The following is a 25,643-nucleotide window of genomic DNA, read 5'->3' on the forward strand; positions in this document are numbered from 1 at the left end:
CTGATCCTCGGTAAGTGAACTCCGTACACGCATACACACGCTCCCCAGTAGTCGGAACTGAATTCCTCAGTCCAACTTCTGGGGAGCGGTGCACACACGTCTCGGCGGTGCAATGGACCATTCACGCGTTCAGGGGTCCGGCAGGCGAACGGGTAACTAGTCCTTGACCTTCGCCATGGCGAGGACGTCCAGGCGCTTGTCCAGTTCGGCCTCGCTGAGTTTGTCGCCGATCAGTCCACGGTCGATGACCGTCTGACGGATCGTCTTCTTCTCCTTGAGTGCCTGCTTGGCGACGGCGGCAGCTTCCTCGTAGCCGATCGCGGAATTCAACGGCGTCACGATCGACGGCGAGGACTCGGCGAGGGTCTTGAGGTGCTCGACGTTGGCTTCGAGGCCGACGACGCACTTGTCGGCGAACAGTACCGAGACGTTGGCGAGCAGCTTGAACGATTCGAGCACGTTGCGCGCCATCATCGGGATGTAGACGTTGAGCTCGAATGCGCCCGATGCGCCGCCGAATGCGACTGCGGCGTCGTTGCCGATGACCTGGGCCGCGACCTGCGTAGCAGCCTCGGGCAGAACAGGATTGACCTTGCCGGGCATGATGGAGCTGCCGGGCTGCAGGTCAGGAAGGGCGATCTCGCCGAGTCCGGTGAGCGGTCCCGATCCCATCCAGCGAATGTCGTTGGCAATCTTGGTCAGCGAGACCGCGATGGTGCGCAGTGCGCCCGATGCCTCGACGAGTCCGTCGCGGGCAGCCTGCGCCTCGAACGAATCCTTGGCTGCGGTGAGTGCGTCGATGCCGGTCGACTTGACCAGTTCTGCAACGACTTTCGGGCCGAAGCCGTCGGGTGCGTTGAGGCCGGTGCCGACGGCGGTGCCGCCGATGGGCAGTTCACCGAGGCGCGGCAGGGTGGCCTCGACGCGCTCGATGCCGGCCTCGATCTGACGGGCGTAGCCGCCGAATTCCTGACCGAGGGTGACCGGAACGGCATCCATCAGGTGGGTGCGGCCGGACTTCACGACGTGCTTCCACTCGGTGGCCTTGACGACAAGTGCCTCGTGCAGGTGACGCAGCGCGGGCACGAGCGACGTGACGGCTGCCTCGGTGGCGGCGACATGAGTAGCCGTCGGGAACGTGTCGTTGGAGGACTGCGACATGTTGACGTGATCGTTGGGGTGCACCTCGACGCCGTTCGCTCTCGCGATCGACGCGATGACCTCGTTGGCGTTCATGTTCGAGCTGGTGCCCGAGCCGGTCTGGAAGACGTCGATCGGGAACTGGTCGTCGTGCTTGCCGTCGGCGATCTCGGTGGCTGCGGCGACGATCGCGTCGGCCAGTGCGCCGTCGAGCAGACCGAGATCCTTGTTGACCTGTGCGCAGGCCGCCTTGAGCAGGCCCATCGCGCGGATCTGGGTGCGCTCGAGCGGGCGGCCCGAGATGGGGAAGTTCTCCACTGCACGCTGCGTCTGGGCACGCCAGAGCGCATCGATGGGAACGCGAACCTCTCCCATGGTGTCGTGCTCGATCCGGAACTGCTGTTCGTTCTCTGTCATTGACCTCTTGCCTCGGTAGGGGAGCGGAAACTTCGTCGAGCGGACGGTCAGAAGGACGGGATGGCGCCGGAGGTGTCGCCGTCGAAGTCGATGGTCGAGTACTCCTTGAGCTTGTTGAGCTGGTGGTACGCGTCGATCATGCGAACGGTGCCGGACTTCGAGCGCATCACGATGGACTGCGTGTGTGCGCCTCCGCCCGAGTAGCGGACGCCCTGGAGCAGGTCTCCGTCGGTGACGCCGGTCGCGGTGAAGAAGACGTTCTCGCCCGAGACCAGGTCTTCGGTGGACAGGACGCGATCGAGATCGTGCCCGGCGTCGATGGCCTTCTGGCGTTCGTCGTCGTCGGTCGGAGCCAGCATGCCCTGGTGCGCGCCACCCATGCAGCGCATGGCGGCCGCCGCGATGATGCCCTCGGGAGTTCCGCCGGTACCCATCAGGATGTCGATGGGTGAGGTGGGCCGAGCGGCGGCGATGGCACCGGCGACGTCGCCGTCGGAGATCAGTCGAATGCGAGCGCCGGTATCGCGCACCTGCTGGATCAGCTCGGCGTGCCGGGGCCGGTCGAGGATGCACACCGTGACGTCGGAGGTCGATCCCTTCTTGATCTTGGCGACGCGGGCGATGTTCTCCGCGACCGGTGCGGTGATGTCGATGACGTCTGCGAAGTCGGGTCCGACGGCGATCTTCCTCATGTAGAAGACGGCGGACGGGTCGAACATCGCGCCGCGCTCGGCGACGGCGAGAACCGAGATGGCGTTGGGCATGCCCTTGGCCATCAGCGTGGTGCCGTCGACGGGATCGACGGCGAAGTCGACCTCGGGGCCGTTGCCGTTGCCGACCTGCTCGCCGTTGTAGAGCATCGGCGCTTCGTCCTTCTCGCCCTCGCCGATGACGACGACGCCACGCATCGAGACCGAGCTGACCAACTGACGCATGGCGTCGACCGCAGCACCGTCGCCACCTTCCTTGTCGCCGCGACCGACCCAGCGACCCGAGGCGAGCGCACCGGCCTCGGTGACGCGTACGAGTTCGAGTGCGAGGTTGCGATCTGGCGCCATGGCGCGAGTGGACTCGGTGCTGGCCGTCATCGGTTTGTAGCCTCCTGGTTGGTGGGGTGTTACCCAGGCGCGATTATCTCACTTCTGTGATGCCCGCGGTGGGGTCGGGTCGGGTGTGAGGCACGCGCCGACCGAGCACTGCCGCGCACAGGGGATACTGGTGAGGTGGCAAACAGCAAACCTCGGATTCTCAACAACAGCCGCGACATGGTCTGGTCGCTCATTCCGCTGGTCATCGCATGTTTGCTGATTGCGGGTATCGCCAGTCAGTGCTCACTGAGCCCCGGCGGGCCCAAGCAGGGGCCCATTCCGAACTTCGACATCGACACCGCGTTGCAGTACGACGCATCGCAGATCGGCTTTCCGGTGCGCAACCCGGTCGTTCCCGAGGACTGGACGCCGAATTCGGGCAGTAGCGCAACGATCTCGGGCGACAACGGCGGACCGGTGTCGACTGTCGGATACATCACCGGATCGGGTGCGTATCTCCAACTGACCCAGACCAGCGCCGTCGAGGACGTGTTGGTTCCCTTCGTGGCAGGCGACGAGACGGTGTACGCGTCGGGTGCGCAGAACGTGTCGGGCCGAGATTGGGTGGTCTACGGCGAAGAGGGTTCGCGGACCTACTGGGTCTCGGACTTCGGCGACGTGCGAATCCTGCTGGGCGGTACCGCCACCACAGAGGAATTCACCACGCTCGCACAGGCACTCGAGGTCACCGAACCGCTCGCGCCCTAGCTGTCCTTCTCGGTGCTCGCGAGCGCGGTCTCGATACGTTTGCGGGCACCGGCGAGTTGCTCCTCGCAGCGAGTGGCCAGCTGCTCTCCCCGCTCCCACAGGGCCAGGGAGGCGTCGAGATCGAGTCCGCCCTGCTCGAGGATCTTCACCACGCCCACGAGTTCGTCGCGGGCCTCTTCGTAGCCCAATTCCGATACCGGCTTGTCGTTCTCGCTCATCCGTACTCCTTCTGTCATCTGACCCGTCCCATGACTGCGGCGGTGACGGCACCGTCGGCCACCCGCACTCTGATCTGTGTACCCGGTGGCGCGTCCTCGACCGAACGCAGTACCTCGGGATCCGAACCCGCAACCACCCGCTGTACGACGGCATAGCCCCGAGCCAGTGTGGCAGCCGGTCCCAACGTCGACAGCCGCGCCCGAAGATGTTCGACGAGTGTGTCCTGGGTGGTGAGTTCGCGTTGCACGTCGCGTCGGGCGGCGTCGAGGAGGCGTCGAACCTCCTCGCGACGTTGCTCGAGCGAGGCCAGTGGATCTGCCAGCACCGGCCGGTGTCGGAGCATGTCCAATCCGCGCGCCTCGCGCTCGACCCAATTACGCAGCGCTGCAGCGCTTCTCGACCTCAGTTCCGAGACGAGGGCTTGTTCGGCGACGGCGTCGGGCACCACGAGTTTGGCGGCATCGGTAGGGGTTGCGGCCCGCAGATCCGCGACGTGATCGCTGAGCGGGCTGTCGGGCTCGTGGCCGATGGCACTGACGATCGGCGTGGTCGCCCGAGAGATGGCGCGACACAGAGCCTCATCCGAGAACGGCAGCAGGTCCTCGACGCTACCGCCGCCGCGGGCGAGGATGATGACGTCGACGCCGGGGTCGTCGTTCAGATCCTTCAGTGCGTCCAGAATCGCCGGCACCGACTGCGGGCCCTGGACCGGAGTGTTGCGAACCTCGAATCGGACCGCAGGCCAACGCCTCTGGGCGACGGTGAGTACGTCCTTCTCGGCCGCGCTGGCGCGAGCGGTGATCAAGCCGATGGTGCCCGGCAGGAACGGCAGCGGACGCTTGAGGCGTGGGTCGAACAAGCCCTCGGCGGCGAGCAGGGCTCTGAGCCGCTCGATGCGGGCGAGGAGTTCGCCGACCCCCACCGCACGAATATCCGTGGCGCGCAGCGAGATCGTTCCCCTACCGGTGAAGAACGACAGCTTTCCGTAGAGGATGACGCGCGCACCCTCGGTCAGCGGAACGGGTGAACGCTCGAGCAACTGCGGCGAACACGTGACCGACAGCGACATGTCGGCCGACGGATCACGCAGCGTCAGAAAGGCAGTCCTGGTGCCGGGGCGAGCATTGATCTGGGTGAGCTGCCCTTCCACCCAGATGGAGCCGAGCTTGTCGATCCAGCCGGCAACCTTCATGGCGACGGTACGCACCGGCCATGGCTGTTCGGCGGTGCTCGCGCCTGGCTGGGTGGGACCGGACTGGGGTGGGGGAGTGCTCACTTGGCCTTGGCGGTGGTGATGCGGTTGGCGAGCATCGTCTGGAAGGGCGCGCGGGAGAGCGTGTCGTTCTCGTAGTCGAGCAGGGTTTCGAGGTCCTCGATCGAGAGCGTGCGCAGTCGGGCGCGCAGCTGTGCAAGGGCAAGGGTGTCGAAGTCGATCATCTCGACGATCTCGGGCTTGTCGGCGGATCGAGCGCGCTTGGCCGAGGTGTCCTGGACCGGCTCGTCCAGCGGAGGCGTCGAGTACAGAGCGAAGCGACCGTTCGCCGCGACCGGCTCGGCCACGGGGGCGTCGGGGACATCGACGTCGTCGGTGATCACGGGGGCGAGGAAGGTGTTCTCGTCTTCGTCCTCGTCGAAGCTGGCCCAGGAGGGCTGCTCCTCGGTCGGGGTGCCGATGACCGGCAGGCTCGCGATGACCAGATCGCCCTTGATGGCCAACGCCGTCACCTGCTGCTGGAATCGCATGCTGCGCGCCAGTGCCTCGCTGACGACCGTCATCGGCAGCATCAGGGCGGAACCGGGAAGCTTGCGAGCCTCTTCCACGACGGTCACGGCGACGCCTGCAGCCACACGCGCTGCAAAGGGGACTCGAGTCATGTGCACCAGACTGCCCGAAACGGTGAACTTTGGGTAGCCGACAGGCTGTACGCCCCTCTTCAGCCGGGGCTGAGGGACGTGGAAAAGAGGCGGGCGAGCTCGGTGCACGTATCCTGGGAAGTATGTCTTCGGCTGTTCCACTGAATCTTGGTATTGCACAGTCCGCCGGTGCGGGTAAGTCCGCCTACGCCGGGGGTAAGCGAGTGCTGCTCGCGGAGCCGCGGGGCTATTGCGCGGGCGTCGATCGCGCGGTCGAGACCGTCGAGAAAGCGCTGGAACAGCACGGTGCGCCGGTGTACGTGCGCAAGGAGATCGTGCACAACCGGCATGTGGTCGAGACTCTGTCCGATCGCGGCGCGGTGTTCGTCGAGGAGACCGACGAGGTTCCCGAGGGATCGCTGCTGGTGTTCTCCGCGCACGGCGTCTCACCCGCCGTGCACACCTCCGCGGCCGAGCGAAACCTGCGCACCATCGACGCCACCTGCCCGTTGGTGACCAAGGTGCACCAGGAAGCCAAGCGCTTCGCCCGAGACGACTACGACATCCTGCTCATCGGTCACGAGGGCCACGAGGAGGTCGAGGGCACCGCAGGCGAGGCTCCCGAACACATTCAGCTGGTGGACGGCCCGGATTCGGTCGACAGCGTCACCGTCCGAGACGAGAACAAGGTCATCTGGCTGTCCCAGACCACGCTGAGCGTCGACGAGACGATGACGACGGTCGCCAAACTGCGTGAGCGCTTCCCGACGCTTCAGGACCCGCCGAGCGACGACATCTGCTACGCCACGCAGAACCGTCAGGTCGCGGTGAAGGCGATGGCCCCGGAATGCGATCTGGTGATCGTCGTCGGGTCCAAGAACTCCTCGAACTCGGTGCGGTTGGTCGAGGTCGCACTGGGCGCGGGTGCACGGGCGAGCTACCTCGTCGACTACGCCAAGGAAATCGACCTGGCCTGGCTCGACGGAGTCGAGACGATCGGCATCACCTCGGGTGCATCCGTACCGGAGATCCTGGTGCAGGGCGTCATCGAACTGTTCGCCGAGCACGGCTACGCAGACGTACAGCCGGTCACGACCGCAAACGAGACTCTGGTGTTCTCCTTGCCCCGCGAGCTGCGCCCAGCTCGCTAGCAGCGAGGTCGGCAACGAATTAAGCCCCGTACCGGGATTCCTGCGCAGGAGCAGGAATACCGATACGGGGCGTTTCTCGTGTTCGGGCTAGTCGCTGTGACGGTCGCGGTAGCGAACCTTCGGCACCGGATGCGGGGGAATGTCGTCCCGGTGCGGGGTGGGTAGCGAATGACTGCCCTGGCCGCTACCGGCGGTGGAGTCGGCGGCAGTGGAACCGCTCGCGGGGGCGCTCGTCCGAGGAGTCACGACGGGCCTGGCTCCGGTGTTGTACGGATCGGCGACCTCGCGAGGAGCGTGTACCCGGTCCGATCGCTCGCGACGAGGTTCGGTCGAGTACCGGGACTGTGCTTCTCGCGGCACCTGCCGAGACTGTGCCTGCGGATACTGCGTTCGCGAGTAGTCGGGCTTCTGGTACTCGGGCTTGTAATCGTGCCGGGGGGAGTCGGTGGCGGCGTATCGAGTCTGTGGTGCCGGTGCCGACGCAGCCGATCGCCGGGGGCTCGCGGTGGGATCCGCTGCAGTACGCGAGCCGGGGCGAGGGGTCGAACTCGCGCGAGGGTCGGTATCGGGACGCGGACGAGAATCGGTGCTTCGGCGACCGACGTACGGCCCGGGCACGATGTCGGTGGCCTCGGCCGCAGAGTCGGTGCTGCGATCGACTGCGGCTGCCCGCCTGCGGGATCGTTCGGGGCGCTCTGCCTGTGCCCGACGCTGTGCTCTGGTGGGCTTGTCGTCGCTGGGCTTCGGACTGCGTCGAACAGCAGGGGCATGCGTGTTCTGCCGTTTGAGCACGATGCGCAGTACTCCGAGTCCGACGGCGACCAGGGTGCCGAGCAACATCAGCGGAAAGCGGTTGACCAGCGGAATGGCAACGTTGAGGATGATGTCCTTGAGGCTGGTGCCGGCGTTGTCGGTGAAGTACTGGTACGACAGCGGCACGGCCACGAACAGGATCAGAGGGGCTTGCACCATCGCCGTGAACAGTCCGCGGAAGCGGACGAGCAGGACGCCGGCGATGCAGCCGAGGACGTACATGAACGCGAACGCACCGGTCAGCTCGGTACCGCGTGCGGCATCGATCAGAAATCCGAGAAAAGTCAGTCCCGCGGCGATCGCGACGGCACCCCATGCAGGAACGCCGGGCAGGGTCGCGAGTATGGATCGGTGATCCAGCGGTACCCCGGAGCGGGCACGTTGGGAGGTAGACACCCCCCGAGGTTAGCCGTTGTTCAGCCCACTGCATCGCTGACATGACCGAAGTCGTGCCGGTAGCGGGACGAATCGGACAGTTTGGGCCGCTCGTCCACTCGGGCGATGTCCACCGGCTCGGCGTCGAACAGCTCGAGCTCGTGCAGCTTTCTCGCCGTCACGCTCACCCTGGTGTCGACGGACCCGACGGTGGAATTGAACGACTCCACGGCCTTGCCGAGGTGGGCCCCGAGCTTGTCCAGGTGCGTCGAGACGACACCGATTCGCGTGTACAGCTCGCGTCCCAGTTGCTGGATGCGCGCAGCGTCCTCGGCCAGCGACTCCTGCTTCCACGTGTAGGCGACGGTCCGTAGCAACGCGACCAGGGTGGTCGGGGTGGCCAGGATCACGTTCCGACCGAAGGCGTACTCGAGCAGCCCTGTGTCCGACGTCAGAGCCGCGTCGAGAAACGGGTCGCCGGGAACGAACAGCACGACGAATTCCGGTGTCGGCTCGAATGCCTGCCAGTACGCCTTGTCGGCCAACTGGTCGATGTGGGTCCGCAGTTGCTTGGCGTGGCGTCGCAGATTCTTCTCCCGCGCGCCGAGATCCTCGTCCTGAGCGGCATCGAGGTACGCCGCGAACGGCACCTTGGCATCGACCACTATCTGCCGACCGCCGGCGAGACGGACGATCATGTCGGGTCTGATGCCGTCCTTGCTGACCTGCGTGTCGAAATCGCAGTGCTTGACCATGCCCGCCAGCTCGACGACACGTTCGAGCTGGATCTCACCCCACCGGCCGCGGATCTGCGGTGCGCGCAGTGCCGTCACCAGCTGACCGGTCTGGGTGGACAGATGCATCGACGCTCGATGCATACCGGTGACCTGCTCGGACAGTCCCGCATACGCCCGGATGCGATTGTGCTCGACCTGCCGCACGTGCTCGGAGAGAGCGTCGACGGCATCGTGCAACGGCTCGACCAGGTGCGAGACCTGCTGGCCGATCACGGTCGAATTGCGCCGCGCGGAATCCTCGTTCACCGCACTCAGTGACTGCCGAAGCATGCCCTCGTGCTCGCGCATCGCGGCCAGTTGGGCTTCGGCTCGGACCGCACGATCGCCCATCCGCGAGGCGTGCAACAACCAGCCGACGACCGCGCCGATACCGAGAGCGACGAGCAGGCCGAACGCGGTGAGAATGTTCATGGAGCAGATGATGCAGGACGGTACCGACAACTTCGGTTCGCGACGGGTGTGGACCGAGCTCACGTCCGACAGGCCGAGGCACCTCGGGGAGTTTGTCGGTGGTTCCCGATAGCGTCGAACGCATGAGAATCCTGCACACCTCGGACTGGCACATCGGTCGCACCTTTCACGGTGTCGACCTGTTGGCCGATCAGGGCGCTGTGCTGGGGTCGATCGCGGAACTGGTTGCGGCACAATCGATCGATGTGGTGGTGGTGCCGGGCGACATCTACGACCGCGCTGTCCCCAGTGCCGATGCCGTCCTGGTCTGCAACCGCGGACTGGAGGCGATCAGAGCGGCCGGTGCGGTGATCGTCGCGACGTCGGGAAACCACGATTCACCCGCGCGGCTGGGCGCAGGCGCTGCTTTCGCCTCGGCAGGAGGGCTGCATCTGATGACGCGGGTGGGCGACGTCGCCACTCCGGTCGTCATCGAGGACGAGCACGGCTCCGTTGCGTTCTACGGCATTCCGTACCTCGAGCCCGAAACCACTCGCCTCGAACTCGACGTTCCCACTGCGCGTACCCATGCCGAGGTGCTCGGTGCCGCGATGGATCGGGTACGCGGCGACCTCGAGACGAGAAGCGAAGCAGGGCAACATGTTCGCTCGGTCGTGCTCGCCCACGCTTTCATCGTCGGCGGTGAGGCGACCGGATCGGAGCGATCGATTTCCTCCGGCGGCATCGAAACTGCACCGGCGTCGGCGTTCGACGGTGTCGACTACGTGGCGCTCGGACATCTGCATTCGCCCCAGATCCTCACCGACCGGGTGCGGTACTCCGGTTCCCCCCTGCCGTATTCGTTCGGTGAGCGGTCGCATCGCAAGGCGGTATGGATTCTCGATCTCGACGCGGACGGGCTCGGCAGTGTCGAGCGCGTCGATCTGCCGGTGGTACGCGGACTCGCCCGCATCGAAGGCACGGTAGAGGAATTGACAACGGACACAGCGTATTGCGAGTTCGAGGATCATTACGTCTCCGCCGTGCTCACCGACGAGGTACGTCCGGTGGACGCAATGCGCGCGCTGCAGCAGCGTTTCCCGCACGCGATCCATCTGGAATGGCGTCGCCCCGAGGGATCCGGCGAGCTGCGCTACCGCGACCGTGTGCGCGGCCGTAGCGATCTCGACATCGCCACCTCGTTCGTGACGGACATGCGCAGCGTGCCGACGGCAGCGGAGTCCGCGCTCCTGGCTCGCGCTCTGGCCACCGTGCAACGCGAGACCGAGGCCACCCGCGGGACGGCCACCACAGCCGACCGCGGTGCTGCATGAGGCTGCATTCGCTCGAGATCACCGCCTTCGGCCCCTTCGCGGGCACCGAGACGGTGGACTTCGACGCACTGGGGGCCGACGGGCTCTTCCTGTTGCACGGTCAGACCGGAGCAGGCAAGACGACGGTGCTCGACGCCGTGGCGTTTGCGCTGTACGGAACTGTGCCCGGAGCTCGTCGGGAGGGCAAGCGCCTGCTGTCCGATCACGCAGCCAAGGGTGCGGTGCCACAGGTCACGTTGGAGGCGACACTCGGTGGGCGACGCATCAGAATAGTGCGCAGTCCGGAGTTCCTGCGGCCCAAGCTCCGCAGCACGGGCACCACCAAGCAACACGCCAAGGCCAGTCTCACCTGGCTCGACGGCCGAGGACAGAACCTCACCCGGCTCAGCGAGATCGGCGACGCCGTCAACGCGCTGCTCGGGATGAGTGCCGATCAGTTTTTCCAGGTGGTGCTGTTGCCGCAGGGTGAGTTCGCGCGATTCCTCCGAGCCGACAGCGACGAACGCGGCAATCTGCTCGAAAGGCTCTTCGACACAGGCCGATTCGGTGATGTCGAAGAGTGGTTCGCACAGCGCCGTCGGGAGCTCGCCGCCGAGCTCGCCGACGCCCACCACGCCATCGACATCATGCTCGGCCGGGTGTCGCAGGCGTCGGGAGTGCCCGAGCCCGAGGGCGAGGACAGCGAGCAGCCGGACCCGCTCGAATGGGCGGCCGACGTCCTCGACGATGCCCGGCAGAATCGGACCCTCGCACAAGGTCGGGCGGTACTGATCGACGCGGCAGCTCGGCGTGCGTCGGCAGCTCTGGCGAAGGCCACCACCGTTCTCGATCTGCAGCGACGACGTACTCTCGCCGAGGGTCAGCTCGCGCAGTACCGGGAAGGCGAGACGGCACGAGCAGCACGCCGAAGCGAGCTCGCCGATTCCGCGGCCGCAGGGCCGATCGCGGCCACTGCCGCAGACCTCCGCCTCGCACGCCTGGCCACCGACGCCGCAACCTCCGCACTCGCGGCGGCGGAACATGCGCTACCGACGACGGCGGAGGGACAACGCTTCCACGCCGCGCTGCACTGGCCACCCGCGCCGGCGGATCCGTCGGCCGAGCGCACGGTCGTTGCACAGTTCGTGCGTGACTGGACCACCGATGTCGCGCGGTTGCAATCCCTGCTCGGTCTCGCCCGTGAAGCCGACCGACTCGACGGCACCCTCGCCGATTATCGTGCGCAGCAGCGCACTACCGCAGCGGCGATCGAACGCACCGTGCAATTGCAGGCCTCGATGCCCGAGCAGATCGCCGCGGTCGAATCACGGATGGCACGAGCCGCCTCGGCTGCGGCAGAGTTGCCCGGCCTCGAGGAGCGCTGCAGTCGCGCCCGCGTGGCAGCCGAGTCTGCACTCGAACTGGTACGCAAGCGAGCGACTCTGGCCGAGGACGAACGTGCCCGAGACACCGCTGGAGCAGCCCACAACACGGCCCGGTCGCACCTGCTCGACCTCCGTGAGCGACGCATCGACGGGATGGCTGCCGAGTTGGCGGCGCGTCTGGAAGCGGGCGAGCCCTGTGTCGTGTGCGGATCGGAGGTGCACCCGCATCCCGCTGCACCGTCGACGTCGACGGTGACCAGGGCACAGGAAGACAAGGCCGCCGCTGCAGAACGCAAGGCCGCCGCTGCGCTCGATCACGCGGTCGCGGTTGTCGCTCGAGCGCAACGGGACGTGGATCTGCTGCACGACCGCACCGGTGGGGCCTCCGCTGCGGAGTTGACCCAGATGCTCGATGCCGCGACCGCCGCACTGCAGGACGCCCGCGCGCGTGCCGCCGATGTCGAACCGGCAACCGCGGAACTCGATCGCCTGCGGAGCGAGTCGGACGCACTGACGGTCACGCTCCACGACCTGGTCGCCTCGCGTGGTGCCGTGGACGAGCGCATCTCGGCCACCGAGGAATCGCTGGCGAAGATGCGTGCGTCGGTGGCCGAGGAAGTGAACGAGGGCGCGTCGCTGGCAGACCGAATCTCGGAGCGGGAGGCCCTGATCGACGGTGCCCGGCGAATTCAGGAGGCGCGCATCGCCTGGCTCGACGCCACTGCGCGGGCCGATGCACTGGCAGCCGAACTGGACCGACGGGTGGAGGCGTCGAGCTTCGAGTCCGTCGATGCTGCGGCCGGGGCAGTGTTGGCCGCCGACCGCGTCGAGCAGATCGAGACCGAGCTGCGCACCGCCGAGGAGGCGCGTGCGCATGCGGAGCACGTGTTGCGCGAGCCCGCCATCGTCGACGTGGCCGGTCGGCCGCCGGTGGATCTGGGTCCGTTGGAGCAGGCGTGCGCCGAGCTGGAGGACGCGGTCCGGGCGGCCGCCGCGGGGGTGGCGGAATGTCGAAGGCGCGCAGACGATCTGGAACGGCTGATCGCCGAACTGTTCACCGCTGCCCAGGCCATCGCGCCACAACGTGCCGAATTCGACGAGCTCGCCAACCTCGCGGACGTGGTGGCAGGGCGGGGGCAGAATGCTCGCAAGATGTCGTTGCGCTCGTACGTCCTCGCGTCGCGCCTCGAGGATGTCGCCGAGTCCGCCTCCGCGCGGCTGCGTCGAATGTCCTCGGGGCGCTACGAATTCGTGCACTCCGACGAGGCCGGCGTCCGCGGCAAGCGGGGCGGTCTTGGACTGGACATTCGGGACGACTACACCGGCGTCGTGCGCTCGGCCAAGACCCTGTCGGGCGGTGAGGCGTTCCTCGCGTCGCTCTCGCTCGCGTTGGGCCTCGCCGATGTCGTCGCCGCCGAATCCGGCGGTGTCGTCCTCGACACCATGTTCATCGACGAAGGATTCGGCACGCTCGACGCCGACACCCTCGAATCGGTGATGGCGGTTCTCGACGAACTACGTGCAGGCGGACGCGTCGTCGGCGTCGTCAGTCACGTCGACGAGATGCGCCAACGCATTCCCAGCCGCCTCCACGTCAAGCGGGAGCGCACCGGTTCGACGCTTCAGGTCGTTGCGTCCTGACCTGACGCCGGCTTGTCCGACTTCGACTCGTCCTCGTCGTCGAGGCCGGCCTGTTCGTCGGTCAGTCCCTCGGGCGGCGGGATTTCGTCTTCGAGTTCGTCCTGATCCGGTTCGTTCGAGCGCGCGTCGATCTGCTCGGACAGGTACCTGATCAGCACGGCGGCAACCGCGGCAGCCGGGACGGCGAGGAACGCGCCGATGATGCCGAACAGCGAGCTGCCGGCCGTCACGGCGAGCAGCACGATCGCCGGATGCAGGTTCATGCTGCGACTCTGCAGAATGGGCTGCAGCACATTGCCTTCCAACTGCTGCACCGCGACGATGATGGCGAGCACGATCAGCGCCGTGGTGAGCCCGTTCGCGACCAGGGCCACGAGGACGGCGAGTGCGCCCGCGACGAACGCACCGACGATCGGAATGAAGCCACCGATGAACGTCAGGGTCGCCAGCACCAGGGCCAGCGGAACGCCGAGAATGACCAGTCCGAGACCGATGAAGAATGCATCGATGAAACTGACGATGGCCTGAGTTCGGATGAATCCGCCGAGGGTCCCCCACATCCGCGAGAGCACCTCGCCCAGATGGGTTCCGGCGCGGCCGCCGGAGAACCCGTGCAGCCACGGCAGGAACTTCGGTCCGTCCTTGACGAAGAAGAACGTCAGCACCAACACCAGCGCCAGGGTGACCAGCAGCGAGCCTGCGGCGGATACGCCGGTGAACACGCCGGTGGCGATGACCTCGCCGCTGTCCTGTAGACGCGACACGATCGCCGACACGGCCGAGTCGATCTGGTCGTCGCCGATGTTCAGCGGCGGCCCCTTCAACCAGTCCTGCACCTGCGCGATACCGCCCGATGCCTGGTCGACCAACTCCGGTGCCTGCTCGGCGACCGACGGAACGATCAAGGTGATGATGCCGCCGATGACGACGAAGAACACCACGAGCGATACCGACGCGGCCAGGGCGGGCGGAGATCCCAGACGCATCATCAGCTTCGCCGGCGGCCACAGCACCGTCGCGACGATCACGGCGAGCAGGACCGGCAGCAGGATCACCCAGAGGTGCCCGATCAGCCAGCCCAACACCCACGCCCCGGCTGCGATCGAGATGAGGATCAGTGACCACTTGGCCAGCCACAGGCCGCCGACCCCGATGAGGTCACCACGATCACTGCCGGACGTCTTGGACTTCGACGTACTACCGGGCACTGCCGATTCGGTCACTGTGGCTTCCTCACATTCGGCGGATGGCGGATCGTGAAGAACCATAACGTCTCGGCCTGCCCAGCTGTGTGCCACCGCCGTCCAAGGCGAGGCCGGTCAGGCCGCCTCGTGTGCCAACAGCCATTCCTTGACGGGCAGTCCCCAGCGGAAACCGCCGAGAGCCCCGCCGATTCGAACCACCCGGTGGCACGGCACGAACAGCGCGGCAGCGTTGCGAGCGCATGCCGACGCAGCACCACGGATTGCTGCCGGTCTGCCGGACAGTTCTGCGAACTGGGAGTAGGTCACCGGCGCACCGGGTTCGACGGTGCGCAGGACGCCCCAGGCATGCATGAGGAATTCGCCGGATCGTTGCGCGACGGCAACGGAGTCGATGACGGTCAGCTCACCGCGGTGATAGTTCTCGACGGCGCGCGTCACATCGCCGAGATCGGCCGCGGTGCGCACGCTGTCGGGTCGCATCGTCGGGTGGATCAGGACGCGGAGTTCTTCGACGTCGGCGGTCCAGCCGGACGCGAGCACGCGCTGATCGGCGTCGACGATGGTGCTGAACGGCCCGATCGGGGTGTCTTGGGTGGCGGCGGTGGCTGTCATGGCTGTCTTCTTTCCAGTGCGGTGACCCACAGGTGCATCGAGACGTACGAACGCCACGGAGCCCAGCGGGCGGAATCGTTCAACGAGATGCCGAGTGCCTGAGCACCTTGGCGGACGACGAGATCGGTATCGAGCAGAACATCGGGATCACCGAGCAGTCGCATCACGACGTACCGGGCGGTCCAGGGTCCGATTCCTTTGAGTGCGAGCAGTTCTCGCTCCAGTTCAGGCCCTTCTCGCGCGGGATGCAGCACGACGGTTCCCGACGCGATGGCGTCGGCGACGCGGATGACGGTCTGCACACGGGCGGCCGGTCCGGTGAGTACCTCGTGGCCCCGTTCGGCGATGACGGCCGGTTCGGGAAACAATCTGGTGACGGTGTCGTTGCCGAGATCGACCGGTGCACCGAGAGCGTCGACGAGCCGGGCGGTATGGGTGGCCGCAGCCTTCAGCGAGATCTGCTGCCCGATCACGGTGCGCAGCAACATCTCTGCGCCGTCGACCACTCCGAGGGCGCGGATGCCCGGGTGGGCGTCGACGCTCGGTGCCAACTGCGGGTCCGAGCGCAGTGCGTCGTCGACGGCGAGTGGGTCGGCATCGAGATCGAGCAGGTGGCGGATTCGGGCGACGGCAGGGGCCAGGTCTCGCATGTCCTGCAATGTCACTGCCGCGCTGACGAATCCGTCCATCACCCGTAGAGCGACGAGCCCGGCTGCGTGCGGCAGTCGCAGGGAACGTACGTATTCTCCGTCCTCGGCGAAGAACTCGATGCCCTCGACCACGTGGCCTCGAAGGAACCACTCGATCCAGCCGCGGTCCAGCGGTGGTCGGTACGGCAATCGCAGAGTGACGGTTCCGCCCGCGGTCGGCACGGCGGTGCGGTGTGCTTCTCGACGCAATGTCGACGGGTCGACTGCGAAGACTTCCTTGATGGTGTCGTTGAATTGCCGGACGCTGGAGAAGCCGGCCGCAAAGGCGATGTCGGCCATCGACATGTCGGTGGTCTGAATCAGCGTGCGGGCGGTGTGAGCGCGGTGCGCGCGGGCCAGGGCGAGCGGTCCTGCACCGACCTCGGCCGTGAGCACGCGGGTCAGCTGCCGGGTCGAGTAGCCGAGGGTGCTGGCGAGGCCGTCGACGCCACCGCGTTCGACGGCTCCGTCAGAGATCAGCCGCATGGCGCGAGAACTGAGGTCCGAGTGGATGTTCCAGCGTGGGGAACCGGGGGTGGCGTCGGGCTGGCAGCGGCGGCAGGCGCGGTAGCCGGATTGTTGGGCCGCCGCTGCGGTGGCCAGAAACGAGACGTTGCCCGGCTTGGGGGTGCGGGCCGGGCAGGAGGGTCGGCAGTAGATGCCGGTGGTGGAGACGGCGGTGAAGAACTGGCCGTCGAACCGTGCGTCACGCGAGGAGACCGCGCGATAACACCGATCGAAGTCCAGTTCTTGCACCTGCCGTTCACTGCTCATGCACCTACTGTGTCAGCGCGGACGCGTCGGTGCTAGCGGAAATCGGACATCACCGTGTCAGCAGCACCGAGCCCCCGGGTTTCGGTCCGCCTCCGCGTGCCGGTCCTTCCAGTACTGCCGCACGGTCGGTGGTTCCTGGCCCGGGTGGTGGCGGGCCAGATGGGCGACGTAGCGGTCGTAATCGTGGTCGCCCATCACCGAGGTGATCCACCACCACAGGCCCCGCATCTAGTGCGCCGATCCGGGGCGACGGACGGTGCCCGCGTCGATCAGCTCGTCCCATTCGGCCTGAATCTTCTTCTCGGCCGGGGTGAGGACAAAACCGGTGGGGCCGAATATCTTCGACGGCACCTCGGGCTCCTCGTTGTCGGGCAAGGTGTCTCCTCGAACTGCCTTGATGCACACCCACACTCCGGCGAACACGACGACCAGGACGAGCACCGCGAAGATGATCGACAGCGTGCCCTGAATGAAGGTGTTGCGGATGACGGCGTCGATGGCCTCGGGGGTCTTGGCGCTGCCGAATTCGGTGAGCCCCTGCGCCTTGGCGTCGCGGAACTGCGAGTGCTGAGTCCAGTAGCCGATGGCCGGGACGGAGGAGAAGATCTTCTGGTACGACGCCGTCATGGTGACGATGAGGTCCCACGCCAGCGGAACCCCGGGAATCCAGGCCCACTTGTAGAGGCCACGCTTGACGACGATGACCATCACCACCGTCAACGCGATGGCGGCGAGAAGCTGGTTGGCGATACCGAACAGCGGGAACAGGGTGTTGATGCCGCCCAGCGGGTCGGTGACGCCCATGAGAAGGATTGCGCCCCAGGCTGCGACCACGATCAGCGAGCAGATCCAGGCGCCGGGACGCCACGACGGATCCTTGAACTTCTTGGCCGAGGCTCCGGGCAGGTTGCCGATGCTGTCGGAGAGCATGAAGCGCGCGACGCGGGTACCGGCATCGACCGTGGTGAGGATGAACAGTGCCTCGAACATGATCGCGAAGTGGTACCAGAACGACTTGAGCGATTCGCCGCCGAACACCTGGTGCAGTACCTCGGACATGCCGAACGCGAGTGTCGGTGCGCCGCCGGTGCGGGAGATGATCGACTCCTCACCCACATCGGTTGCGGCCTGGCTCAGTTCGGCGGGGGTGATGTCGCCGCCGCTCAGTCCCAGTCCGTTGACGTAGGTCGCTGCGGTCTCGGGAGTGCCGCCGGTCAGGGTGGCCGGAGCATTCAGTGCGAAGTAGATGTGCTGATCGAGGACACATGCGGTGATCAGAGCCATGATGGCGACGAACGACTCGGTGAGCATGCCGCCATAGCCGATCATGCGCATCTGCTTTTCCTTCTCGAGCAACTTCGGCGTGGTGCCGGAGGAGATCAGAGCGTGGAAGCCGGACAGTGCACCGCAGGCGATGGTGATGAACAGGAACGGGAACAGCGATCCCGCGAACGCCGGTCCGTTGCCCTCGGTGGCGAAGCTCGTCATTGCGGGCATCTGGATCTCGGGACGCGCGATGAGGATGCCGACGGCCAGCAAGGCGATGGTGCCGACCTTCATGAACGTCGACAGGTAGTCGCGCGGGGCGAGCAGCAACCACACCGGCAGGATGCAGGCGAGCAGGCCGTAGCCGATCAGCAGCCAGGCGACGGTCACCTTGGAGAGGGTGAACCAGTCGGTGCCCCAGTCGGTCTCGGCAACCCAACCGCCGGCGACGATGGCGAGCAGCAGCAGGACGACGCCGATGAGTGAGACTTCGGTGACGTTGCCCGGCCGCAGGAAGCGCAGGTAGACGCCCATGAACAGTGCGATCGGAATGGTCAGTGCGATGGAGAAGACGCCCCACGGGCTTTCGGCGAGCGCGTTGACGACGACCAGTGCGAGCACCGCGATGAGGATGATCATGATGACGAACACTGCAATCAGCGCGGCGGTACCGCCGACGACTCCGAGTTCGTCGCGGGCCATCTGGCCGAGGCTGCGGCCGTGGCGACGCGTCGAGATCCACAGCACCAGGAAATCCTGTACGGCACCGGCGAACACGACGCCGATGATGATCCACATGGTGCCGGGCAGGTAGCCCATCTGCGCGGCGAGGACGGGGCCGACGAGCGGGCCTGCTCCGGCGATCGCGGCGAAGTGGTGGCCGAACAGCACCCGACGGTCCGTCGGCATGTAGTCCTTGCCGTTCTCCAGAATCTCGGCGGGGGTGGCGCGGTCGTCGCGTGGGAAGACGATCTTGCGTTCGATCAGCCTGGCGTAGAAGCGAAAGGCGAAGATGTAGGTACACACCGCGGCGATGACGAACCAGACGGCGTTGGGATTCTCTCCGCGGACGATCGCGATGATCGTCCACGCAACACCGCCGAGAAGGCCGATGGCGACGAGCATGAGGCGCTTGATCGGGGTCATCGGATGTGACTCGACGACGCCGACGGGCGGCAGATCGGGATCTGTCTTCAGCAATTCGACGTGTGGTTCGTCGGCCGCTTTCAGTGACATGTGTGGGGTCTCCAGGCTCGCAGGTGTGACTGCGATCACCCTATGTCCGGCGCGGGCGCACGTCCTCGAATCGACGCATCGCCGTGCGCCCGGCGGTCGCTGGAGTGCGACGAGCGGCAATCGCGGCGACGATGCCCGCGGTCAGCCGCGTGCCGAATCAGAGGTCGAGAGCTGAGGCGGCCATGGCTCCGTCGATCTGGGCGGTGACCGCGGCCCGCAGGTCGAAAGCCGCGGAATGATCCGCCCATCGCGGCAACAGGCCGGCAACGGTGGGTGCAACCGTCGCGACGGCAATGGGGTCGATCGTGACGAACCACGAGGTTTCGTCGTCGGGGCGTGCGTCGAGCTCGGCCTGCCACATCAGTTCGGAGGTCGCGAGGTACCACGTCGACCGCCAGAGCGAGAGTGCCTGCAGCTCGGTCATGCCGGTTTCGAGCGCAGCTGCAAGAAAGCGATCGGCCAGCGCGAGAGCCGGTGTGCCAACGGTTGTTCCGGTCCGGAGGATGGGCACGATCCACGCGATGGACGAGAGTTGCCGGTACATGTCCATGACGATGTCGACCATGCGTTCGCGCGGCGACCCCGTGGGTCTGGCCCATTCGATCTCGGTCGCGATGTCGGTGAGCACCAATGACAGGAGCTCGGATTTGTTGGCCACGTGGTAGTAGAGCGTCATCGGCTTGGATCCGAGTTCGACGGCGAGACGTCGCATGCTCAACCCTGCGACACCGTCGCGTTCGAGCATCCTGCGTGCTGCCGAGACGATGGCTGCCCGGTCGACAGTGCTGTTCGACGGCATCGGGTCTCCTGCATTCGTAGCTCTTGTAGTGAAGGGTCGAGCCTACTACCGTCTCGTACGCGTACGAAAAGTCGTACGCGTACGACATCGGAAAGGCGCGGTAATGACCGACCCTGAAGTGGCTGCGGGCACCGTGATTCGGGTGGGCGCTCTGTCGACCACCATTTTCGTGGTGCAGTTCCTGGTTGCGCTCGACGTGTCGCTGGTGAACATTGCGCTTCCCGACATTGCCGACGACCTGGGGTTCGGTGATTCGGCGTTGCAGTGGGTGGTCAGCGCCTACCTGCTCACGTTCGCCGGATTCATGCTGTTGGGCGGTCGCCTCGGTGACCTCGTCGGCCGACGACGTGTCGTTCTTGTGGGCTCGACGCTGTTCGCGGCAGCGAGCGTCCTGGGCGGCCTCGCGTGGAACGCACCGCTGTTGTTGATTGCCCGCGCGGTGCAGGGACTTGCAGGCGCTTTGCTCGCCCCTGCTGCTCTGGCCTTGGTGACCGAGGTACCGGAGGGGCGGCAACGTCGTCGCGCGTTGGGGCTGTGGAGCGCTGCGGGAGCCGGAGGCGGGGCGGTCGGCGTCGTGCTCAGCGGGCTGCTCACTCACGCATTCGGTTGGCGTGCAGTGATGTTCGTCAATGTGCCGATTGTGATCGTCGGCCTTGTCGCCGCGTACCGGCTTCCGAGCCACAGGCTCACGCTCACCGATCGACGCCTCGATTTCGCTGGTGCGTGCCTGGCGACGTTGGGGGTGGGGTCGCTGGTGTACGCCGCCTCGGCAGCAGCAGATTCCGGGTGGACCGCGGCGTCGGTTGTCGCCGGATTCGTCTGCGCTACCGTCTTTCTGTTCCTGTTCGTCTTCACCGAATCGCGTGTGGCGCACCCGTTGATGCCGCTGCGTTTGTTTCGGGTTCGCAGTGTCGTGGGAGCGAACGTCTTCGGATTCATGCTCTGCGCAGGACAACTCGCCGCGTTCTACTTCGTGTCGTTGTACATACAGAAGGTCTGGGGCGTTGCGTCCGACGTCGCCGGGTTCATGTTCCTGCCGTTCTGCTTCTTCGTGGTGATCGGAATCGCCCTGGCGATCAAGGTGGCGGCCGCGATCGGACCGCGTTTCACTCTCGCGGTGTTCGGTGTCGTCGGGGCGATGGGACTCGCAGGCTTCGCACTGATGCCGACCCAGGTCGCCTTCTGGACCGGAGTCGTGTTGCCGTCGGCTCTGGGGGGCATCGGCATCGGCGGTTCGATGGTGGTCCAGGGCGCGGCTGCCATTGCGGGAGTGGAGCCCGGCGACGCGGGAATCGCGTCGGGCGTACTCAACGCGGCGCGGCAACTGGGCGGCACTCTCGGATTGGCCGTGTTGGTCACGATCGCGGCCACGGCCACGGCCACGGCGTCGTCGACCGCGTCGTCCGAGGCTCTGATGGCCGGAGCCGGTTACAGCCTGGGGTTGGCCGTGGCGGCAGGTCTGTTGATTCTCGGTTCGGTGCTTGCCGTGCTCATCGTGCCGTCGCATGCTTCGACACGAGCCGAGAATCGGTCCAGGTGATCGTCAGCCGCCCAGTGCGTCGTCGACGGCCCGGGCGCTGAGCACCTGATCCAACACCAGCGCTGCGCTGCCGATGACACCCGACAGGTCGCCGTGGGTGGTGGCCTGGATGGTCAGTGCTTTGGTGGCCAGTGCGGTGGCGTTGCCGTAGACGGTCTCGCGCAGTCCTGCGACGAAGATGTCGTAGGCGTTCGCCATGTCGCCGCCGATGATGAGTACCTCGGGGTTGAGCAGGTTGACGGCCCCGGCCAGGGTTTCGCCGATGTGGCGTCCGCTGTCGCGGATGAGTCTGCGCGCTTCGGGGTCGCCGCTGACCGCGAGGTCGACGACGCCGCGCACGTGGCCGACTTCGCGGCCCTGCTCGTTCAGTGCGCGCACCAGAGCCCAGCCACCCGCGATGGCCTCGAGGCAGCCGCTGTCTCCGCACCGGCACGCGACCCCTGCGGCGGCTGCGGTCTTGGTGTGGCCGAATTCGCCTGCAGCGCCCAATGATCCGCGCTGCAGTGCGCCGCCGGCGACGATCCCGGCACCGAGACCCGTCGAGGCCTTGACCAACAGGGCGTTCTGGAAGCGATCTCGATTGTCGCGGCGTTCGGCAAGCACCATCGCGTTGGCGTCGTTGTCGAGAAACACCGGAGCCGACGTGGTGTCCGCGAAGAACGGTGCCAGTGGCACCCCGTCCCAGCCGTGCATGATCGGCGAGTCCAGGCTGCAACCTCTGGCGGTGTCGGCGGTGCCGGGGATGGACAGCCCGACCCCGAGGATGCGATGTCCGGTTCGGTGCGACTCCTCGAGAAGTGCCTGCAGCCGCTTGGTGATCTGCGGCATCAGCTCGTCCGGTCCGACGCCGATCTCCTGGTCGACGGTGTCGCTCGCGAGCAATTCACCGCCGAGGGTGAAGACGCCCAGTTGAGAGCGGCTGCGTCCGATCGCGGCGGCGAGCACGATACCGGCGTCGATGTCGAAGGACAGTCTCGCCGGGGGCCTACCGCCGGTCGACTGAGTGTCCTCGGTTTCGATGACCAAGCCGAGCTCGGTGAGCGCGGCGACGCGGGAGGCAACGGCCGATCGGGAGAGGCCGGTGATCCGTCCGAGTTCCGCGCGGGTTTCGGCGTCTCTGTCGCGCACGAGAGCGAAGATCTCACCTGCCGTCGCAGGTGGAGCGCTCAGGCGCGGCATGGACATAGACGCCATTCAACCAACTGGCAACTTTTACGGCAACAGCCTAAGGAGTGTCACTTATGACTTCGAAAAGCATAAGTTCAGTTGCTGATGGACCTAACCGGCTTTAGGCTGGGTCGTGAGAGACCGAACATCGGAGATACTCATGGACACACTTCATCCGGTCCTGCGTCAGGTCACCGACCGCATCGCAGACCGCAGCCAGTCCGACCGCACCACATATCTCGCTCGAATCGCTGCTGCCGGGGATCAGGGCCCGGCCCGTGGCCGACTCGCCTGCGCCAACATCGCCCACGGCTTCGCGGCCTCCGGTAAGGCCGACAAGCAGGCGCTGCGCGGCATGGTCAAACCCAACATCGCGATCGTCTCCGCCTACAACGACATGCTTTCGGCGCACAAGCCGTTCGAGACGTACCCGGCCGTGCTGAAGAAATCGGTCATCGATGCGGGCGGTATTGCGCAGTTCGCCGGTGGCGTCCCCGCCATGTGCGACGGCATCACCCAGGGCCGCGACGGCATGCAGCTCTCGCTCTTCAGTCGGGACATCATCGCGATGTCGACGGCAATTGCGTTGTCCCACGACATGTTCGACGCCACCTTGATGCTCGGGGTGTGCGACAAGATCGTCCCCGGAATGCTCATCGGCGCACTGAGTTTCGGTCATCTGCCTGCGGTGTTCGTGCCCGCCGGGCCGATGACGTCCGGACTTCCCAACGGGGAGAAGGCAAAAGCGCGCCAGCTCTACGCCGAGGGCAAGGTGGGTCGCGAGGCTCTGCTGGACGCCGAGGCCGCGTCGTATCACGGCAGTGGCACCTGTACGTTCTTCGGAACGGCCAATTCCAATCAGTTGCTCATGGAGGTCATGGGCTTGCACCTGCCGGGCTCGTCGTTCGTCAACCCAGGAACCGCGATGCGCGACGCATTGACCCGCGAGGCCGCCCACGTCGTCACCGGTCTGACGGCGCTCGGGGACAACTACACGCCGGTAGGGGAGGTCGTCGACGTCAAGTCGATCGTCAACGGCTGCGTCGCGTTGCTCGCTACCGGTGGTTCGACCAATCACACGATGCACCTCGTCGCCATCGCCAAAGCCGCGGGTATCACGTTGACCTGGCAGGACCTGTCCGATCTGTCGGCCGTCGTGCCGCTGATGGCAAGGATCTACCCGAACGGCAAGGCCGACGTGAATCACTTCCACGCGGCCGGTGGACTCGGGTTCGTCATCGGGTCTCTGCTCGACGCCGGGTTGATGCACGAGGATGTGAAAACCGTTGCCGGGCAGGGTCTGCGGCGCTACACGCAAGAGCCGAAGCTCGACGGCGACGGGGTGATGTGGCAGGACGGTACCCGGATGAGCCACGACGACACCGTGTTACGTGGCGCGAACGAGCCGTTCAGTGCCGACGGCGGACTGAAGATGCTGACCGGTCCGATCGGAAAGTGCGTCATCAAGACGTCTGCACTGGCACCCGAACACCGCGTGGTCACCGGACCGGCGCGAGTCTTCGACGATCAAGCCGACTTCCTCGAGGCATTCGACGCAGGGCTTCTCGACGGCGACTTCGTTGCCGTGCTGCGTTATCAGGGCCCGAAGGCCAACGGTATGCCCGAGTTGCACAAGCTGACCCCGGCTCTCGGAATCCTGCAGGACAAGGGGCGGTCCGTCGCGCTGATCACCGACGGCCGGATGTCCGGTGCCTCCGGCAAAGTCGCGGCTGCAATTCACCTCACGCCCGAGGCCGCGAGCGGTGGACCGATCGCGAAAATTCTCGACGGTGACATGATCACCCTCGACTCTCTCGACGGCACATTGTCGATCGACGTACCGCTGGCCGAGTTCGAGGCCCGACCGGTCACCGGTCGAGTGTTGGACGCCGACGAGTGGTCGAGCACCGGTCGTGATCTGTTCTCGGGCATGCGTGCCCTCGTCGGCCCTGCCGACGAGGGCGCGATGTTCGTCATGCGCTGAGTCCCTGTAACTCCAGAAGAAGGTAAGAACGTGACTGCATCTCTGCTCGACCGCGTACCCGTCATCCCCGTCGTCGTCATCGAGAACCTCGATCATGCCGTTCCGATCGCTCGCGCCCTGGTGGCGGGCGGAGTGCCAGTGATCGAGCTGACGTTGCGAACTCCGGTGGCGCTCGACGCCATCGAGCGCATCGCCGCCGAGGTCCCCGACATCCTCGTCGGTGCCGGCACCATCATCACTCCCGGCCAGGCCAAGCAGGCCGCCGACGCGGGCGCTCAGTTCCTGGTGTCGCCGGGCTGCACGCCTTCCCTGACGAAGGCCATGCGAGATACCGGACTACCCCACTTGCCTGGTGCCGCAACGGTGTCCGAGGTGCTCACCCTCCTCGAAGCCGGTTACACCGAGCTCAAGTTCTTCCCCGCCGAAGCATCCGGGGGTGCGAATTTCTTGAAGTCGATCCACTCGCCGATCCCGGCCGCACGCTTCTGCCCGACGGGTGGCATCTCGACCTCCAATGCATCGAGCTACCTGGCGCTGCCGAATGTCGGATGCGTCGGCGGATCGTGGCTCACTCCGGCCACGGCTGTAGCAGAACAAGATTGGGATGCCATCGTCGCTCTCGCGGCAGCTACGGCCGAACTGGTCTGAGATTCCCGTCTCCGGTGATGGAACCCAATGGGTCGGTGCAGCGTCCAACCAGCTGTCCGTCATCGAACAATCGGGGGAAATGATCATGTCGAATCCGTACGAGCAGTCGGAGTTCCAGCAGACCCAGCAGCCTTATCCGGCAGCGCAGCCCTATGTGCAGGCACCGACTCTGCCGTCGTCCAATGCGGGATGGGCCGTGGTCGCCATCATCTTCTTCTGGCCGTTGGCCATCCCGGCGTTCAATCACGCACTGAAGGTGCACCCGCTGTGGATGATGGGTGACGCTCAGGGCGCGCTCTATTCGTCGAATCGTGCCGGGTTCTTCGGGAAACTGTCGCTGGGGATATTCGTCGTCCTCATAGTTCTGTACTTCGCCTTCATTGCACTGGTCGTCGCCAACTCGTACTAGGTCCCGACCCTTGACCTCCACAT

At 66.1% G+C, this 25,643-nt stretch carries 22 protein-coding genes; 8 read left to right on the forward strand and 14 right to left on the reverse strand.

What is annotated here, in order from left to right:
* Positions 1-156: 156 nt before the first annotated feature.
* Together ABZ677_RS22605 and glpX are read right to left on the reverse strand one after the other, a co-directional pair.
* The gene (locus tag ABZ677_RS22605; protein ID WP_358373432.1) at positions 157-1,557 is read right to left on the reverse strand and encodes a class II fumarate hydratase; all 1,401 of its coding nucleotides are present in this window, start codon (positions 1,555-1,557) and stop codon (positions 157-159) included.
* 47 nt (positions 1,558-1,604) lie between these two features.
* Positions 1,605-2,645: a class II fructose-bisphosphatase gene (gene glpX / locus ABZ677_RS22610; RefSeq protein ID WP_243595998.1), complete on the reverse strand. Its 1,041-nt coding sequence runs from the start codon at positions 2,643-2,645 to the stop codon at positions 1,605-1,607.
* A gap of 135 nt (positions 2,646-2,780) precedes the next feature.
* On the opposite strand from glpX, the gene ABZ677_RS22615 reads away from it, so the two are divergent.
* The gene (locus ABZ677_RS22615) at positions 2,781-3,353 is read left to right on the forward strand and encodes a DUF4245 domain-containing protein (protein WP_243595997.1); all 573 of its coding nucleotides are present in this window, start codon (positions 2,781-2,783) and stop codon (positions 3,351-3,353) included.
* Here ABZ677_RS22615 and ABZ677_RS22620 read toward each other — a convergent pair.
* The 3 genes from ABZ677_RS22620 to ABZ677_RS22630 are packed head-to-tail and all read right to left on the reverse strand — an operon-like array spanning position 3,350 to position 5,447.
* The gene (locus tag ABZ677_RS22620; protein ID WP_037191413.1) at positions 3,350-3,571 is read right to left on the reverse strand and encodes an exodeoxyribonuclease VII small subunit; all 222 of its coding nucleotides are present in this window, start codon (positions 3,569-3,571) and stop codon (positions 3,350-3,352) included. The genes ABZ677_RS22615 and ABZ677_RS22620 overlap by 4 nt on opposite strands.
* 14 nt (positions 3,572-3,585) lie before the next feature.
* Positions 3,586-4,848 carry an exodeoxyribonuclease VII large subunit gene (gene xseA, locus ABZ677_RS22625; protein ID WP_358373436.1) on the reverse strand — a complete coding sequence of 421 codons (1,263 nt, stop codon included), beginning with the start codon at positions 4,846-4,848 and terminating at the stop codon, positions 3,586-3,588.
* Complete coding sequence (locus ABZ677_RS22630; RefSeq protein ID WP_037191417.1) at positions 4,845-5,447, reverse strand: lipid droplet-associated protein; 603 nt, start codon at positions 5,445-5,447, stop codon at positions 4,845-4,847. Before ABZ677_RS22630 ends, xseA begins: the two co-directional genes overlap by 4 nt.
* Positions 5,448-5,569: 122 nt before the next feature.
* Here ABZ677_RS22630 and ABZ677_RS22635 point away from each other — a divergent pair, with 122 nt between their 5' ends.
* A complete protein-coding gene (locus ABZ677_RS22635) occupies positions 5,570-6,577 on the forward strand; it encodes a 4-hydroxy-3-methylbut-2-enyl diphosphate reductase (RefSeq protein WP_037191419.1) in 1,008 nt (335 codons plus the stop codon).
* 87 nt (positions 6,578-6,664) lie between these two features.
* On the opposite strand, the gene ABZ677_RS22640 is transcribed toward ABZ677_RS22635, so the two are convergent.
* Both ABZ677_RS22640 and ABZ677_RS22645 read right to left on the reverse strand, forming a co-directional pair.
* Positions 6,665-7,786 carry a DUF6542 domain-containing protein gene (locus ABZ677_RS22640; RefSeq protein ID WP_037191420.1) on the reverse strand — a complete coding sequence of 374 codons (1,122 nt, stop codon included), beginning with the start codon at positions 7,784-7,786 and terminating at the stop codon, positions 6,665-6,667.
* Positions 7,787-7,806: 20 nt separating this feature from the next.
* Positions 7,807-8,973, reverse strand: a complete 1,167-nt coding sequence (locus ABZ677_RS22645; RefSeq protein WP_094741261.1) for a DNA recombination protein RmuC — start codon at positions 8,971-8,973, stop codon at positions 7,807-7,809.
* Between the two features lie 122 nt (positions 8,974-9,095).
* Here ABZ677_RS22645 and ABZ677_RS22650 point away from each other — a divergent pair, with 122 nt between their 5' ends.
* Both ABZ677_RS22650 and ABZ677_RS22655 read left to right on the forward strand, forming a co-directional pair.
* Positions 9,096-10,286 (forward strand): exonuclease SbcCD subunit D, encoded by a 1,191-nt coding sequence (locus tag ABZ677_RS22650; protein ID WP_358373440.1) that lies wholly within the window; start codon positions 9,096-9,098, stop codon positions 10,284-10,286.
* A complete protein-coding gene (locus ABZ677_RS22655; RefSeq protein ID WP_358373441.1) occupies positions 10,283-13,291 on the forward strand; it encodes an SMC family ATPase in 3,009 nt (1,002 codons plus the stop codon). Before ABZ677_RS22650 ends, ABZ677_RS22655 begins: the two co-directional genes overlap by 4 nt.
* On the opposite strand, the gene ABZ677_RS22660 is transcribed toward ABZ677_RS22655, so the two are convergent.
* From ABZ677_RS22660 to ABZ677_RS22685, 6 genes are all read right to left on the reverse strand, one after another.
* Positions 13,273-14,514: an AI-2E family transporter gene (locus ABZ677_RS22660; protein WP_358373444.1), complete on the reverse strand. Its 1,242-nt coding sequence runs from the start codon at positions 14,512-14,514 to the stop codon at positions 13,273-13,275. The genes ABZ677_RS22655 and ABZ677_RS22660 overlap by 19 nt on opposite strands.
* Positions 14,515-14,610: 96 nt before the next feature.
* Entirely contained in the window at positions 14,611-15,108 is a 498-nt protein-coding gene (locus tag ABZ677_RS22665) for a methylated-DNA--[protein]-cysteine S-methyltransferase (protein ID WP_094633909.1), read from the reverse strand.
* Positions 15,105-16,571, reverse strand: coding sequence for an AlkA N-terminal domain-containing protein (locus ABZ677_RS22670; protein WP_037191429.1), 1,467 nt, complete (start codon positions 16,569-16,571; stop codon positions 15,105-15,107). The genes ABZ677_RS22665 and ABZ677_RS22670 overlap by 4 nt, the downstream gene beginning before the upstream one ends.
* 57 nt (positions 16,572-16,628) lie before the next feature.
* Complete coding sequence (locus ABZ677_RS22675; protein ID WP_072692145.1) at positions 16,629-16,799, reverse strand: YbdD/YjiX family protein; 171 nt, start codon at positions 16,797-16,799, stop codon at positions 16,629-16,631.
* Complete coding sequence (locus ABZ677_RS22680; RefSeq protein ID WP_358373448.1) at positions 16,800-19,073, reverse strand: carbon starvation CstA family protein; 2,274 nt, start codon at positions 19,071-19,073, stop codon at positions 16,800-16,802.
* Positions 19,074-19,230: 157 nt separating this feature from the next.
* On the reverse strand, positions 19,231-19,872 hold the full coding sequence (locus tag ABZ677_RS22685) for a TetR family transcriptional regulator (protein WP_358373451.1): 642 nt from the start codon (positions 19,870-19,872) through the stop codon (positions 19,231-19,233).
* Between the two features lie 103 nt (positions 19,873-19,975).
* On the opposite strand from ABZ677_RS22685, the gene ABZ677_RS22690 reads away from it, so the two are divergent.
* Positions 19,976-21,412, forward strand: a complete 1,437-nt coding sequence (locus ABZ677_RS22690) for an MFS transporter (protein WP_358373454.1) — start codon at positions 19,976-19,978, stop codon at positions 21,410-21,412.
* 3 nt (positions 21,413-21,415) lie between these two features.
* Here ABZ677_RS22690 and ABZ677_RS22695 read toward each other — a convergent pair whose 3' ends face one another.
* Positions 21,416-22,597 (reverse strand): ROK family protein, encoded by a 1,182-nt coding sequence (locus ABZ677_RS22695; RefSeq protein WP_358373457.1) that lies wholly within the window; start codon positions 22,595-22,597, stop codon positions 21,416-21,418.
* A gap of 142 nt (positions 22,598-22,739) precedes the next feature.
* On the opposite strand from ABZ677_RS22695, the gene edd reads away from it, so the two are divergent.
* The 3 genes from edd to ABZ677_RS22710 all read left to right on the forward strand — a co-directional run bounded on the left by edd (position 22,740) and on the right by ABZ677_RS22710 (position 25,620).
* Positions 22,740-24,563: a phosphogluconate dehydratase gene (gene edd, locus ABZ677_RS22700; RefSeq protein WP_358373460.1), complete on the forward strand. Its 1,824-nt coding sequence runs from the start codon at positions 22,740-22,742 to the stop codon at positions 24,561-24,563.
* A 30-nt stretch (positions 24,564-24,593) separates the two neighbouring features.
* Positions 24,594-25,211 carry a bifunctional 4-hydroxy-2-oxoglutarate aldolase/2-dehydro-3-deoxy-phosphogluconate aldolase gene (eda, locus tag ABZ677_RS22705; protein ID WP_358373463.1) on the forward strand — a complete coding sequence of 206 codons (618 nt, stop codon included), beginning with the start codon at positions 24,594-24,596 and terminating at the stop codon, positions 25,209-25,211.
* A 79-nt stretch (positions 25,212-25,290) separates the two neighbouring features.
* Positions 25,291-25,620, forward strand: a complete 330-nt coding sequence (locus ABZ677_RS22710) for a CD225/dispanin family protein (protein ID WP_094741270.1) — start codon at positions 25,291-25,293, stop codon at positions 25,618-25,620.
* The last annotated feature ends 23 nt before the right edge of the window (positions 25,621-25,643 follow it).

It is taken from the genome of Rhodococcus sp. NPDC006774, from assembly GCF_040636045.1.
Taxonomy (GTDB): domain Bacteria; phylum Actinomycetota; class Actinomycetes; order Mycobacteriales; family Mycobacteriaceae; genus Rhodococcoides.

Excerpts from the sequence above, each read along its gene's own strand:
- ABZ677_RS22605 (WP_358373432.1), bottom strand. The coding sequence starts at position 1,557 with ATGACAGAGAACGAACAGCAGTTCCGGATCGAGCACGACACCATGGGA.
- glpX (WP_243595998.1), bottom strand. The coding sequence starts at position 2,645 with ATGACGGCCAGCACCGAGTCCACTCGCGCCATGGCGCCAGATCGCAAC.
- ABZ677_RS22620 (WP_037191413.1), bottom strand. The coding sequence starts at position 3,571 with ATGAGCGAGAACGACAAGCCGGTATCGGAATTGGGCTACGAAGAGGCC.
- ABZ677_RS22630 (WP_037191417.1), bottom strand. The coding sequence starts at position 5,447 with ATGACTCGAGTCCCCTTTGCAGCGCGTGTGGCTGCAGGCGTCGCCGTG.
- ABZ677_RS22635 (WP_037191419.1), top strand. The coding sequence starts at position 5,570 with ATGTCTTCGGCTGTTCCACTGAATCTTGGTATTGCACAGTCCGCCGGT.
- ABZ677_RS22645 (WP_094741261.1), bottom strand. The coding sequence starts at position 8,973 with ATGAACATTCTCACCGCGTTCGGCCTGCTCGTCGCTCTCGGTATCGGC.
- ABZ677_RS22650 (WP_358373440.1), top strand. The coding sequence starts at position 9,096 with ATGAGAATCCTGCACACCTCGGACTGGCACATCGGTCGCACCTTTCAC.
- ABZ677_RS22655 (WP_358373441.1), top strand. The coding sequence starts at position 10,283 with ATGAGGCTGCATTCGCTCGAGATCACCGCCTTCGGCCCCTTCGCGGGC.
- ABZ677_RS22665 (WP_094633909.1), bottom strand. The coding sequence starts at position 15,108 with ATGACAGCCACCGCCGCCACCCAAGACACCCCGATCGGGCCGTTCAGC.
- ABZ677_RS22670 (WP_037191429.1), bottom strand. The coding sequence starts at position 16,571 with ATGAGCAGTGAACGGCAGGTGCAAGAACTGGACTTCGATCGGTGTTAT.
- ABZ677_RS22675 (WP_072692145.1), bottom strand. The coding sequence starts at position 16,799 with ATGCGGGGCCTGTGGTGGTGGATCACCTCGGTGATGGGCGACCACGAT.
- ABZ677_RS22680 (WP_358373448.1), bottom strand. The coding sequence starts at position 19,073 with ATGTCACTGAAAGCGGCCGACGAACCACACGTCGAATTGCTGAAGACA.
- ABZ677_RS22685 (WP_358373451.1), bottom strand. The coding sequence starts at position 19,872 with ATGCCGTCGAACAGCACTGTCGACCGGGCAGCCATCGTCTCGGCAGCA.
- ABZ677_RS22690 (WP_358373454.1), top strand. The coding sequence starts at position 19,976 with ATGACCGACCCTGAAGTGGCTGCGGGCACCGTGATTCGGGTGGGCGCT.
- ABZ677_RS22695 (WP_358373457.1), bottom strand. The coding sequence starts at position 22,597 with ATGTCCATGCCGCGCCTGAGCGCTCCACCTGCGACGGCAGGTGAGATC.
- edd (WP_358373460.1), top strand. The coding sequence starts at position 22,740 with ATGGACACACTTCATCCGGTCCTGCGTCAGGTCACCGACCGCATCGCA.
- ABZ677_RS22710 (WP_094741270.1), top strand. The coding sequence starts at position 25,291 with ATGATCATGTCGAATCCGTACGAGCAGTCGGAGTTCCAGCAGACCCAG.